Annotated in this window: 13 protein-coding genes; 10 read left to right on the forward strand and 3 right to left on the reverse strand. The window is 49.9% G+C overall.

Going from position 1 to position 13298, the window contains the following annotated elements; all coding sequences use genetic code 11:
• Nucleotides 1-101 precede the first annotated feature (101 nt).
• Nucleotides 102-686: a Holliday junction branch migration protein RuvA gene (gene ruvA, locus TBC1_RS01045; protein ID WP_062037267.1), complete on the reverse strand. Its 585-nt coding sequence runs from the start codon at nt 684-686 to the stop codon at nt 102-104.
• Nucleotides 687-866: 180 nt separating this feature from the next.
• On the opposite strand from ruvA, the gene TBC1_RS01050 reads away from it, so the two are divergent.
• The 7 genes from TBC1_RS01050 to arsC all read left to right on the forward strand — a co-directional run bounded on the left by TBC1_RS01050 (nt 867) and on the right by arsC (nt 7634).
• Nucleotides 867-3143: an NADP-dependent malic enzyme gene (locus TBC1_RS01050; RefSeq protein ID WP_062037270.1), complete on the forward strand. Its 2277-nt coding sequence runs from the start codon at nt 867-869 to the stop codon at nt 3141-3143.
• A gap of 133 nt (nt 3144-3276) precedes the next feature.
• On the forward strand, nt 3277-4221 hold the full coding sequence (gene mdh, locus TBC1_RS01055; RefSeq protein ID WP_062037273.1) for a malate dehydrogenase: 945 nt from the start codon (nt 3277-3279) through the stop codon (nt 4219-4221).
• A gap of 102 nt (nt 4222-4323) precedes the next feature.
• Entirely contained in the window at nt 4324-5019 is a 696-nt protein-coding gene (locus TBC1_RS01060; RefSeq protein WP_062042617.1) for an SIR2 family NAD-dependent protein deacylase, read from the forward strand.
• Between the two features lie 21 nt (nt 5020-5040).
• Entirely contained in the window at nt 5041-5505 is a 465-nt protein-coding gene (locus tag TBC1_RS01065; protein ID WP_082189431.1) for an FKBP-type peptidyl-prolyl cis-trans isomerase, read from the forward strand.
• 108 nt (nt 5506-5613) lie between these two features.
• Nucleotides 5614-6084 carry a regulatory protein RecX gene (locus TBC1_RS01070; protein ID WP_062037275.1) on the forward strand — a complete coding sequence of 157 codons (471 nt, stop codon included), beginning with the start codon at nt 5614-5616 and terminating at the stop codon, nt 6082-6084.
• Between the two features lie 2 nt (nt 6085-6086).
• Nucleotides 6087-7182, forward strand: a protein-coding gene (gene prfB, locus TBC1_RS01075; protein ID WP_137305346.1) for a peptide chain release factor 2 whose coding sequence is annotated in 2 segments (ribosomal slippage) — nt 6087-6149 and nt 6151-7182 — 1095 coding nt in all. Because the reading frame shifts where the segments join, the coding sequence is not laid out codon by codon here.
• 107 nt (nt 7183-7289) lie between these two features.
• Nucleotides 7290-7634: an arsenate reductase (glutaredoxin) gene (gene arsC, locus TBC1_RS01080; RefSeq protein WP_062037280.1), complete on the forward strand. Its 345-nt coding sequence runs from the start codon at nt 7290-7292 to the stop codon at nt 7632-7634.
• Here the strand turns inward: arsC and TBC1_RS01085 are convergent.
• Both TBC1_RS01085 and TBC1_RS01090 read right to left on the reverse strand, forming a co-directional pair.
• On the reverse strand, nt 7631-9247 hold the full coding sequence (locus TBC1_RS01085; RefSeq protein WP_172668792.1) for an ArnT family glycosyltransferase: 1617 nt from the start codon (nt 9245-9247) through the stop codon (nt 7631-7633). The genes arsC and TBC1_RS01085 overlap by 4 nt on opposite strands.
• 268 nt (nt 9248-9515) lie before the next feature.
• Complete coding sequence (locus TBC1_RS01090) at nt 9516-10076, reverse strand: class I SAM-dependent methyltransferase (protein WP_062037285.1); 561 nt, start codon at nt 10074-10076, stop codon at nt 9516-9518.
• Between the two features lie 196 nt (nt 10077-10272).
• Between TBC1_RS01090 and TBC1_RS01095 the strand changes: the two genes are divergently transcribed.
• The 3 genes from TBC1_RS01095 (at nt 10273) to TBC1_RS01105 (ending at nt 13256) form a co-directional block, all read left to right on the forward strand.
• Nucleotides 10273-11811: an ArnT family glycosyltransferase gene (locus TBC1_RS01095; protein WP_062037287.1), complete on the forward strand. Its 1539-nt coding sequence runs from the start codon at nt 10273-10275 to the stop codon at nt 11809-11811.
• Nucleotides 11812-12007: 196 nt separating this feature from the next.
• Nucleotides 12008-12487, forward strand: a complete 480-nt coding sequence (locus tag TBC1_RS01100) for a C-GCAxxG-C-C family protein (RefSeq protein WP_062037289.1) — start codon at nt 12008-12010, stop codon at nt 12485-12487.
• 70 nt (nt 12488-12557) lie between these two features.
• Nucleotides 12558-13256, forward strand: a complete 699-nt coding sequence (locus TBC1_RS01105; protein ID WP_062037292.1) for an aspartate/glutamate racemase family protein — start codon at nt 12558-12560, stop codon at nt 13254-13256.
• Nucleotides 13257-13298: the final 42 nt, after the last annotated feature.

Raw genomic sequence — 13298 nt, forward strand, 5'->3', positions numbered from 1 at the left:
ATGTGTGTGATTACTGCCTGAATCGTCGAAATAGCCTGTCTCTTATTGCTTCCGGTTGAGCCTTTGGTTATTTCAACGGTTTACCAGGGTGTTGCGTGTATTTATAATATTCTGAGGGCATGCTTGATGAGTTGTTCCACCGTCAGCGAGGTGCCTTCTTCTTTTAAAATTTTGTCAATGGTCTTCTCTGCCAGCGCTTTATTGAAGCCAAGCATCGACAAAGCAGATAACGCCTCTTCCTTCTTTGTATTGTGTGTGCTTCCCAAAATTTCTCTGAAGCCCTGACCCTTTCCGAGTTTATCCTTCAGGTCGATGATGATGCGCTGGGCCGTTTTGCCGCCTATGCCTTTAACCCGCTGTAAAACAGGTACATTGCCAAGAATAATGGCTTCGGTTACTTCTTCGGGGGTAAGTGAGGAGAGGATGAGCCGCGCAGTTCCGGCGCCAACCCCTGAAACTGAAATCAGCTGCCGGAAAAGCTGGCGTTCATCTTCGCTGGCAAAACCGTAAAGCACCATCGCGTCCTCCTTCACGGCAAGGTGCGTAAGCAGGCGGCAGGTTTCAAGATCCTTTATCCGGGAATAAGTGTTTACCGAAATGGAAATATCATAGCCAACGCCATGGCAATCAATCACCACTTCCGCCGGATTGATCCCGGATATTTTTCCTTCGATAAATGCGTACATAAACCGGGCGTTTATCTGTTAACCGACAAAAATAGAGATATTTGTTGAATTGGTAATTATTTTCCTCCTTTCACATTGAATGGTTTATTTATCCGAAAAGTAATTTGATTTCCGGATGCAGTTTTATACATTTGTTTTATTGTTTATACATCATCCTCCAACATCGTCAATCCCTGACCTATGAAGACCCCCCTGAGTAAAAAGAACGCTTTGGCTTATCATGCCGAAGGCAGACCCGGTAAAATAGAAGTCATTCCCACCAAGCCCCACCACTCGCAGTATGATCTTACCCTGGCTTACAGCCCCGGTGTGGCGGAACCCTGTCTTGAGATCAAAGCCAATCCTGAGGATGTATATAAATATACGGCAAAAGGCAACCTGGTGGCTGTTATTTCAAACGGTACCGCTGTGCTGGGCCTCGGAGACATCGGTCCGGAGGCCGGCAAGCCTGTGATGGAAGGCAAAGGCCTGCTGTTTAAGATATTTGCGGATATTGATGTATTTGATATTGAACTCAGCGACAAATCCATCGAAGGGATGGTTAATACCATCAAGTCAATTGCCCCGACTTTTGGCGGAATCAACCTTGAGGACATCAAGGCTCCGGAATGCTTCGAGGTGGAAGACCGGCTGAAGGAACTGCTGGATATCCCGCTGATGCATGATGATCAGCATGGCACAGCGATTATTACCTCTGCCGGATTGCTGAATGCGCTTGAAATCAGCGGGAAGAAAATTGAAGAGATCAGGGTAGTGGTGAATGGCGCGGGGGCTTCCGCCATCTCATGTTCCAAATTGTATCTTTCCCTTGGGGTGAAACCGGAAAACCTGGTGATGGTTGACTCAAAGGGGGTACTTAATAAAAAGCGCACGGATTTGAACCCCTGGAAGCAGAAGTTTGTCACCGATCGCGATATCAACACCCTGGCCGAAGCCATGAAGGATGCCGATATGTTCCTGGGCCTTTCGGTTGCCGGGGTCGTTACACCCGAAATGCTGCTCAGCATGGCTGACCATCCCATCGTTTTCGCGCTGGCCAATCCGACGCCCGAAATATCCTACGAACTGGCAACGGCTACCCGCAAGGATCTGATTATGGGAACAGGGCGTTCTGATTTTCCTAATCAGGTAAATAATGTTTTAGGTTTCCCTTATATCTTCAGGGGTGCGATGGATGTGCGGGCCACCGCCATCAACGAGGAAATGAAGCTCGCGGCGGCACATGCCCTGGCTGATCTGGCCAAGCAGCCGGTGCCTGAGGAGGTGAACATCGCCTACCAGGTAACCAACCTCAAATTCGGGAAAGACTATATAATCCCAAAACCCAGTGATCCCAGGCTGATCACCCATGTTGCTCCTGCCGTTGCCAAAGCGGCTATGGATACCGGAGTGGCGCGGAAACCCGTCACCGACTGGGATGCCTACCGCGATGAATTGGGTAAACGGCTGGGACTGAGCAATCCACTAATCCGGCAGATCAAGGCAAGGGCCAAAAAGAACCCCAGGCGGGTGGTATTTGCCGAAGCCGAAAATTATAAGATCCTCAAGGCTGCTGAAATTGTTGTGGAAGAAGGCATTGCCATTCCGATCCTGTTGGGTAACCGCGATGTTATTTTGGGGCTTATCAATGAGCACGACCTTGAATTGCATGATATTGAAATCATTGATCCACGGTCTCCTGAGGAAAATGAACGGCGCGAATCCTTTGCCGTACAGTTTTTCGAAAAGCGCAAACGCAGGGGCGTCACCATGAATGCAGCGCGCGATATGATGACACACCGCAACTACTTCGGTCCCAGCCTTGTTGAAAATGGTTATGCCGATGCCATGATCTCCGGCCTCACCAGCAGCTATCCTGCCACCATTCGACCCGCGCTGCGGATCATCGGGAAAAAGAAAGGGACTACCATCGTGTCAGGTATGTATATCATGCTAACCAAAAAGGGGCCGATTTTCTTTGCCGATACGACGGTGAATATGAATCCGGATGCAGACAAACTGGTCGAAATCACCAAACAGGCCGCCGCTACCGTAAGGCAGTTTAATATTGAGCCCAGAATTGCCATGCTTTCTTATTCCAATTTTGGTTCTGTAGAAGGGAATATTCCCATCATGGTAAGGACTGCGGTGGAAAAGCTGCATAAAGAATGTCCCGATCTGATTGTAGATGGAGATATGCAGGCCAATTTTGCCATCAACAACGATCTGCTGCGCGAAAACTTCCCTTTCTCCAAGCTGGCTGACGGACCGGCCAATACACTTATTTTCCCCTATCTGACGGCCGGTAATATTGCTTACAAACTGATTCAGGAGTTGGGCGGCGCCGAAGCCATAGGACCTATACTCATGGGACTGAGTAAATCGGTCCATGTTTTACAGATGGGCTCAAGTGTTTCCGAGATCGTGAATATGGTAACCATTGCCGTGATTGATGCACAACGGAATGAATCAACCTGAGATGGTTGTCAGACCGGAATTAATTTAACGGTTTCTTTTTCATACTAATATCTAAATTCTTACTTTTGTTCGGTTATTCCGGATAACAGGATCTGGTATCAGAAAAGCCGGGAAAATTTTAAAATTCAATAATATGAAAAAGATCACTGTAATCGGTGCCGGTAACGTCGGCGCAACCTGTGCAAATGTTATAGCACATAAAGACCTTACCCGCGAAGTTGTATTGGTGGATATCAAAGAAGGGGTCGCCGAAGGAAAGGCCCTGGATATCTGGCAGACTTCTTCCATCAATAACTTCAATACGCGTGTGATCGGGGTTACCAATGATTATCTTAAAACCAAAGGTTCCTCAATCGTGGTAATTACTTCCGGGCTGCCCCGTAAACCGGGCATGAGCCGCGACGACCTTATCAAGACCAATGCCGCCATTGTGAAAGACGTTACCGAAAAGGTGGTAAAATACTCGCCGGAAGCGATCATCATCGTGGTTTCAAACCCGCTTGACGTAATGACTTATGCCGCTTACAAAGCCGCCCGCAAGCATTCGAGCCGCGTATTCGGGATGGCAGGTATCCTCGATACCGGGCGATACAAGGCATTTCTGGCTGAAGCGCTTGATGTTTCGCCCAAGGACATTCACTCCCTGCTGCTTGGCGGGCACGGCGATACCATGGTTCCCCTGCCCAGGTTTACCTCTATTGCCGGTATCCCGGTAACGGACCTGCTGAATAAAGAGGAGATCGACAAGATTGTGGAGAGGACCAAGAAAGGCGGCGGAGAGCTGGTAAACCTGATGGGGACTTCGGCCTGGTATGCGCCGGGTGCCGCGGCCGCCCAGATGGTGGAAGCCATTGTGGATGACCAGAAGCGGATTTTCCCGGTTTGCGCCCTGCTCAACGGCGAATACGGACTTCATGATGTCTATATGGGCGTTCCGGTGAAACTGGGATCCAGGGGCATCGAAGAGATTATTGAACTGAACCTGAACAAGGAAGAAAAGAAAATGCTGGAAGAATCTGCCAATTCGGTGAAAGGCGTTATGAAGGTACTTGATGATATGAACCTTTTTGAAGATTAATTTTCTCTGAAAGTTTTGAACTGCTGCCCTGACCCCGGCAGCAGTTTTTATTTCAGGCACTTCTGTTTGCTGGTGAAATTTTCAAATTCGTACTTTTGCGGCATGAAAAGGGAGAAAGTTGTCGTGCTTACCGGCGCCGGAATCAGCGCCGAAAGCGGCATCAGAACATTCCGCGATGCTGACGGACTCTGGGAGGAATACAGGATTGAAGAAGTCGCCACCTGGGATGCCTGGCAGCGGAATCCCGCCCTGGTGCTTGAGTTCTATAACAAACGGCGCGCCCAGCTCGGCACCGTTGTGCCCAATGCCGCACACGTGGCCCTGGTGAAGCTGGAAGAAAAATTCGATGTACAGATCATTACCCAGAATGTTGACGACCTGCACGAGCGGGCGGGTTCAGCGAATATTCTTCATCTCCATGGTGAACTGGTAAAGGTGCGCAGCACCGCGGATGACGAACTGGTTTACAATATCGGATACGGAGAAATCGGGTTGGGCGACCATTGCGAAAAGGGTTTCCAGCTCAGGCCGCACATCGTGTGGTTCGGGGAGGCCGTGCCCCTGATTGAGGCTGCCGCTGACCTCGTGGCGGAGGCTGATATCCTGCTGATAATAGGCACTTCACTTTTGGTGTATCCCGCCGCCGGACTTATGCATTATGCGCCCGCGCGTTGCATGAAATATGTTGTGGATCCGAACAGCCTGCCGGTAGGAGGAATTTCAAGGCTCGAAGTATTGCAAATGAAAGCCGGTAGCGGCGTTCCGCTTCTTGTGAACAGATTATTGAGTGACAATTAAGCATATTTTAAACCTTTTGAAATGAAATACCTGAATCTTCACAAACACAAACTTTTACTGATCACACTGCTGTCGGCGGTATGCTTTCTCAGTTCCTGCAAAAAGGAAGAAGATATCGATGCCATAGACGATCAGATTATCCGTGATTACATAGCCGCGAACAAACTTGAAGCGGACAAAACGGCCTCAGGCCTTTATTATGTAACGGAGGAAGCCGGTACTGAACAGTATCCTACCCTCAGCAACGAAGTCAGGGTACAATACAAGGGTTACTATACTGACGGCGAGGTGTTTGACGCCAATACGCTCACCTTTCCGTTGTCGGGCGTGATCTCGGGATGGCAGGAAGGCCTGCAGAAGTTTGGCAAGGGAGCTAAAGGGAAGTTATTGATTCCCAGCAGACTGGGATATGGAAGCAATCCCCCTGCCGGAATCCGTCCCGATGCGGTACTCATATTTAATATATATCTGATTGATATAAAATAATAAAAACCGGCATCTCAGTGTTTTCAGCATTTTGGATGAAAATTATTTGGTTTTGCCCGGGGATAAATCTATATTTGCATTCAAAATAAATGTATAAACATTCAAGATATGAAAGAACTTGATAAACAATTGTCAAAAATCCGCCGCTGGTGCGCCATGCAGGAGCGTTGTCTGGTAGAAGTAAAAATTCACGCCAACTCACTCGGGTTTTCGGATAAGAATACCGATAAGATCATCAGGCAGTTGGTAGAAGAAGGTTTTATCAACGAGGAGCGTTATGCCAAGCTTTACGCGGGGGGTAAGTTCCGGAATAAAAAATGGGGCCGTTCACGCATCATCGGCGAACTGAAAGCCCGGCAGATTTCTGATGCCGCGATAAAAGCCGGCCTCAGCGAGATAGATGAAGAAGATTACCGGAATGTGATTGTCGGCATGGTGGAGCACAAGATTGCCGTAACCGACCGTTCGAATATGATGCTGTTCAAGCATCGCCTGGCCAAACCGGCCATCGCCAAGGGGTATGAACCGGAACTGGTGGCGGAGATTATTGATGAGCTGATGAAAAGGAAGGAAATTTAAGGATGGTTCAAAAAGAGCAATTGACTGACCTCTCGAAAAGGCTTGACGCCTTAAGGAGGTTCCTTTGACATTGAAGACAAAAAGAAAAAAATAGCAGAGGAAGAAGCGCTGACGCATCAGCCGGGCTTCTGGGATGAGCCGAAAAAGGCAGAAGCCCTGATGAAACAGATTCAGGAGAAGAAAAAGTGGACCATCGATTTTGATGCTGCCGGGTCGGCGGTATCGGACCTTTCGGTTCTGTTTGATTTTTATGAGCTCGATGAAGCCACTGAAGCTGACCTGGACCATCAGTATGCCGATGCCCTGAATAAAATCGAAGACCTGGAGTTGCGGAATATGCTCAGCAACGAGGAAGACCGCCTGAATGCCATTCTGCAGATCAACGCGGGGGCCGGTGGAACCGAAAGCAACGACTGGGCCGAGATGCTGATGCGTATGTACGTCAGGTACGGCGAGCGCAACAACTATAAGGTAAAGGAACTCGACCTCCACGAAGGCGATGTGGCGGGCATTAAATCCGTGGCCCTGGAGTTTGAGGGCGATAACGCTTTCGGTTACCTGAAAAGCGAAAACGGGGTTCACCGGCTGGTGCGCCTTTCTCCTTTCGATTCGGCCAACAAAAGGCATACTTCGTTCGCGTCGGTTTATGTTTATCCGGTGGTTGATGATAACATCGACATCCAGATCAATCCCTCGGATATTACCTGGGATACTTTCCGCTCAAGCGGGCCGGGCGGACAAAACGTAAACAAGGTGGAAACCGCCGTCAGGCTCCGGCACGAACCTTCGGGCATCATCGTGGAATGCCAGGAAACCCGCTCGCAGGGGCAAAACCGCGAAAAAGCCCTTCAGATGCTTAAATCACAGTTGTATGAGATTGAACTTCGCAAGAAGAAAGAGGCCATTGCCGTGATTGAAGGCAAGAAGAAGAAGATTGAATGGGGCTCGCAGATCCGGAGTTATGTCCTTCACCCTTACAAGATGGTGAAAGACCTGCGCACCGATCATGAAACCAGCGACACCACCGCGGTGCTCGACGGCGACCTCAACGATTTTATCAAAGCCTATCTGATGGAATTTGGCCGGGATGCCTTATAAACAGTGTTATCTGTAACTGACCGGGCCGGGGTGGATACTCCGGCTTTTTTTGTATTTTTACCTGAAATGCTGATTTCCCCCAATACTAAAAATTTAAAATCCTTCCTATGATCACCATCTATCACAATCCCAAATGCCGGAAATCAAGGGCCGGACTTGAATACCTGAAAGCAAAAGGGGTGGAATTCGAAATCAGGGAATACATCCGCGAAGGCATTACCGTTGAAGAACTTCGTTCAATGATTGACAAGCTGGGGATAAAACCCTCCGAACTGGTAAGAACCCAGGAAGATTACTACAAGGAGAATTACAGGGGAAAAACCCTGAACGATGAGGCCTGGCTGGAGGCGCTGGCCGCTTATCCGCGCCTGATCCGCCGCCCTGTAATTGTAAAGGATAACAGGGCCGTGCTGGCCGATCCGCCGGAACGCACGGACAAACTGGGGATTTAATCGGGATAGCTATCTGAACGAATAGAGAGGTTTTTACCGGTTAATTTATCCGGTGGATGAAACATCAACCCCCGCATCCTCCACACATAATGATACATTACCAGCACATTGTTGCGGTAAACGGGAATGGTATCCGGTTGTTCTATCCGGATAAAATAATCTTTATAGAGTCCGTTGGGATCGGAAAAAGCATAGCTCGAAGAGAAGTAGTAGGCATCCATGCCCGGGTGGAAACCGCCGCGCTGCTGCGTGATCCAGGCGTATTTGTGGGTGCGGTCGATTTCAGCGAGGGTCAGCACCGTTAATCCCAGCGGCCTGGCCACGTAATAGTCGAGGTTGGCGGCCGGAAACCATCGTTGCTGTATGATCACGGCATCTTTGTGCATCCTGCCGGAGGCCGTATCCTGCCGGTAAACAGGCTCAAATCCTTCCCGGAGCTGCCCCCAGCCGTACATATCCAGCGTAATGTCTTTAATTCCGAGCCTCTTTCCGGTGTCAGGATTAATGCCTTTATTCAGAAACCACCCCTGGCTGATCTGCAGCAGGGCCAGTGTCAGCACCAGCGCCAGAAATCCGGCCGCTCCTTTCAGCAGGGGCGGCAGCCGGTTGCCCTCCCGGCCTTGCGCGGTTTCATTCCTGAGGTATAATGCGGCCAGCGGCATCAGGGTTGTCCATGCGGGACCGGTCCAGTGGGGGAGGGTGCGCCTGAAAAGCGAGAAGCCGAGAAAAAGCAGGATCACCGGCAGGGCGGTGGTCAGCAGCAGGCGATGCGCATCCCTGTTACCAGGTAAGCGTTTTCTGTAAAAGGCAACAATTCCGGCAACCCCCAGCCCGAAAACGAAGGGATTGTTGTAAAAGATCTGTCCGCCCAGTTCGATGGCAAACAGATCGGGGCGCAACAGGGTTTTTACCACTTCCACCCGTTCGCTGTGAAAGCTGAAACTGATGAAATCGTAACGGACATTCCAGAGAATGACCGGCGAAAATATCGCAAGGGCAATCAGGATGGAGGTATAAACCTCCCACTTCCGAAGCCAGCGCCGGTCATACATCAGAAAATACAGTCCCGCTCCCGTAAACAGAAATACGGACGTATATTTCGACATCAGGGCCAGCCCACCGCTTACCCCCGCCATCAAAACCAGACGGCCTGCCCCCGCGCCCTCGGGTCCGGTTTTGACTGCCTTCACGACAAGCAGCAGTGTGAGCAGCCAGAAGAGCATCTGCGGCCCGTCGGGCATCATAAAGATGCCGGAAATCACGAAAGTGTAAAAGGAAACGTTATAGAGCAGGGCGGCATACCAGCCGGTGGTTTCATCTTTTAATTCCTTGCCGGTAAGATACATCAGCCAGGTGTTCAGGGTTCCGGCCACCACTGCGCCCAGGCGGATAAACAGCTCGCTGTCTGACAGCAGGTTCAGGCTGAACAACTGAATAAACCAGCCCACCATGGGGGGGTGGTCAAAATGGCTCAGGTCGGGATAAAGCGCGTAATTGATGTAGTACACCTCATCGTTGCCCAACTCGGTAAAAGCCGCGATCAGCAGGCGGGTGAGCGCTGAAACGGCAAGCAGCAGCCAGAGGTGTTTTTTTTTAAAAAAGGGCGGGATCATCAACAAGTAAATAGAAATGCGAAAATACGAAAAAGTTCCGTGGAGTAAAAGGATGCTTCCGGATGAGGTAATGACAATCAGGTGAAGCAGTTGAACCCGGCGGCTCAGTGGTTGCTTATCTGCTATCAATCTCTGGCATCCCTTGTAACCCTCTTATGAACAGTTCAGCAGAATAGGGTCAACAAGTTTGGCAGTTTTCGCAAATGCAGTTTTATACTTTCTCATTTATTCCAAAGGAGAAAATAATGAACGGCATATTTCTCACAGCCTATCTTTTCTTAAGCAAGGTGCTCATGCTGCGGTTTATTGTCTTTTCCTCTGCTTTTTCGAGGCCTGCCTGTCCGGCATATTTAATTGATTGTTCAAATTCACGTTGTGAAACATGACCTGCCGGTTCAGCAAACAACATCAGTGAACCGGGTTTCATCATCATTGCAAGATCAGTAAAAAGTTTCTGCTGATCGGGGACTTCGTGGGCAACAGCGAACAGCAGAATAAAATCTATGGATTCTTTTATGTTTTCATAAATATCTGATTCATTATTGATCAGGATGGGTTTTATGATAGCTGATAAGCCGTGTTTTAAAGCCCTGGAAGTGAGTTTGCTGAGCATCTTCTGCTGAATATCAAAACAATAGACTGATCCCCCTTTGCCCACCATCCGGGCCATCGGCAGGCTGAAATAACCCATGGCACAGCCAAAGTCAACGGTTTTCATGCCCGGCTGTAGGTATGGCTGCAGGATCTGTTCCGGTTTGTGGGAAATCCGCCTGACGGGATTCAGCAAAAAATACCCCATCCACCAGGGACATACTTGTTTGTTTTCCATGATAATCATTTTAAATCAGGACAAAAGTAAATACCGGATCAGGATCCGGAAAACATTTTCCGGGGAATCAGCCAATAGTGCAGGTAAACCGGGCATATCGCCTGGTGAAAGGGGAAGCAGGTTTTAACTGAGGTCTTCTGGAAAATCGGAATTGTTTACCTTTATCTGCTCAAATATCCAAACCTTCCCAAACAATATGTCACCAAATGTTAAAGTTCCGGTAAGACTTCCGATTCCTTTGGCGCTGTCGTTTGTTTTGTTTGTTCTGCTGATGTTCAGCAGTTTTGTGAAGCCATACGGATTTTTTATCGACGAAGTCTATTTTCTCTCCTGTGCCCGGCGTCCGGCCTGGGGCTACATCGATCAGCCTCCGCTCTCTCTTGCATTGCTTGCTGCGGTGCAATGGTTGTTTGGCGAAAACACTTTTGCAGTGCGGTTGTTGCCGGCACTCAGCATGGCGGCAACAGTATTTGTCACCGGATTAATTACGCGGCGGCTGGGCGGCGGACCATTCAGCCTGCTGCTGGCCTGTCTGGGAGTTATGGTAATGCCGGTTTTCCTGATCTTCGGCAGTTTCTATTCGATGAATGCCTTTGAACCGCTGATCTGGACAGGGGTGGTATATTTTGTGGTGAAAATGGTGCAGGACAATGATCCCCGTAATTGGCTGGCTATCGGCATACTTTCGGGCATCGGACTTCAGAATAAACACACCTTTGTGCTCTACGGGTTTGCCCTGGTGATCGGGATACTGATTTCAGGCAGGCGCCGCCTGTTGTTTAACCGGTGGATTCTTTGGGGCGGCCTGGCGGCCTTTGTTATTCTGCTGCCTAACCTGATCTGGCAGGTTGCCAATGGTTTCCCATCGCTTGAACTTTATCGTAACTCCTTCACCGGAAAGAACATCGAAAAATCTCCGCTTCAGATTCTGACGGAACAGATAATTTTTGTTAACCCGGCTACTTTTCCGTTGTGGTTTGCCGGAGTTATTGCGCTTATTTTCCGAAAGGGGAGGGACTTCCGCCTGATGTTATACGCATACCTGTTTCTGATGGCGGTGATGATCGCCGGGCAGTCGAGCAGGCCCGACAGGATTGCTTCAATTTACACATTTTTTATGGCTTTCGGAGCTGTTGCCATGGAGCACACGCTTAAAAAAGCCTGGCAACGCGGCGTGCAGGTTTCACTGATAGTGGTGATGCTGGCCGGCGGCGTTCTGCTCGCTCCGGTATTTGCCCCTCTTTTGCCACCCGACCGGCTGAAAGCGCATATTGCCTGGCTTGGGCTGAAGATGGACATTGAAGAGGGTAAGAAGGGCGAACCCATCCCGCAATGGCTGGCCGATCGTCTTGGCTGGCACGAACTGGCAGTGGAGGTGGCCGGCGTTTACCATGCCCTGCCACCTGCCGAAAGGCAGCATGCAGTGATTATTTCATCCAATTACGGCCATGCCGGGGCCCTGGAACTCTATGGCCCGGAACTGGGATTGCCGGCCGTTTATGCCACACACAATGCTTTTCACACCTGGGGCCCGCCCCCCGATTCCGTTAAAACCTACATCGCGGTTGCCGTGAACATCGAAAAGGTAAAAACCATGTTCGAAAGCGTTGAAAAAGCAGCAGTGGTCTTCTGCCCCGACTGCACCCGGCCGCAGCGCGAAATGCCCGTATATATCCTCCGCGGACCAAAATTTTCAGTTGAAAAGGAATGGAAAGGGTTCAGGATTTACGGGTGATAAAGCGATTTTTTTGACTTAAAGGCAGAAAGACCGGAAGAAAGATGAGATGCAGCGTCTCAGGGATTGAAACCCGGGAAGATTGAGCGGAAGCCGGTAATGCGGGGATTTCTGATTGGTAATCCCCGGTCAGGCTCCGGCTTTCCGGAGAAGCTTATTTTAAGATTATTCTGAATTAATGAGTTAATTCAAAAGTATGTCGAGATCAACCGAAGCAGTAACAACATTTGCAAGCGGATTCAACTGCGCCCAATCCATTCTTTATCCCTTTGGCCGTCAATTTTTCAGGGATGATGTTTCCGCTTTCAGGCTGGGTTCCGCTTTCGGCGGAGGCATCGCTTCAAGAGGAGAAATCTGCGGGGCGGTGAGCGGATCCCTGATGGTCATCGGGCTGCATTTCGGATATTCGCCGGCGGATGAAGCATCTGCAAAAGCGGAGGTCCGGCAGATCTATGGTGAATTTCTTCAGGCCTTTGAGCACCGCTTTGGCGATCTGCACTGCAATAAATTGCTGCAACACGACCTCAGCACAGCGGAAGGCCGCGAAGAAGCGAAACGCAGCGGGGCTTTTCAGTCGGTATGTCCTGTGCTAATTGAAGGGGCGGCCATGATCCTGGAGGAAATCCTGCAGAGGTATTCTGCTGCAGACCGGCAGAGGACACCGGGGCCGGGGTAGAAGCTCCCCGGCTGTCAATAAGCGGAATATGGTAAATTATTAACTGTATGTCATCAGCAAACTCACCTTCATGAAAAAAATAGGATTGATCGGCGGCACGGGCCCCGAAGCGACGGTTGACTATTACAAAGGCATTATTGATGCATTTAAGGATGACAGCGGCGGGATGAACTACCCCGAGATTGTCATCTACAGCGTAAATCTCGGGAAATTGCTGGGCTTTATGCAATCAGGCAATTATAACGGAGCAATCGTTTACCTGGCTGATGCCATCGCGCGGCTGAAGGATGCGGGAGCTGATTTTGCCGCCATCACCGCCAATACGCCCCATATTTTTTTCGATGAAATCAGTGAACGCGCCGGACTGCCGTTGATCAGCATTGTGGAAGCCACCCGGACCGAAGCCCTGCGCCTGGGGCTGAAACGGCCCGGGCTGTTTGGCACCGGCTTTACCATGGATGCATCATTCTATCCCGACGCTTTCCGGCAGAAAGGAATGGAGGTGGTGGTCCCCGGAAAGGAAGACCGGGAAATGTTGCATCATAAACTCTTCACCGAAATTGAGTTGGGGATTTTCAGGGATGACACGCGTGAACTGCTGATTAAAATCATAGAAAATATGGTGCAACAGCAGCAAATCGACAGCCTGATCCTGGGATGTACCGAATTTCCGCTGATCCTTACCCAACCGGCTTATGCCGGTATCCCGGTACTGAATACCACCAGGATCCATGTCAAAGCCATAGTTGCCCGTTGCCGGGAATCATAGGTTTATGAGATGCCGGCCGTTTTGTGTTGCCCGGTAAAACTT

The sequence above is a fragment of the Lentimicrobium saccharophilum genome, assembly GCF_001192835.1.
GTDB lineage: Bacteria > Bacteroidota > Bacteroidia > Bacteroidales > Lentimicrobiaceae > Lentimicrobium > Lentimicrobium saccharophilum.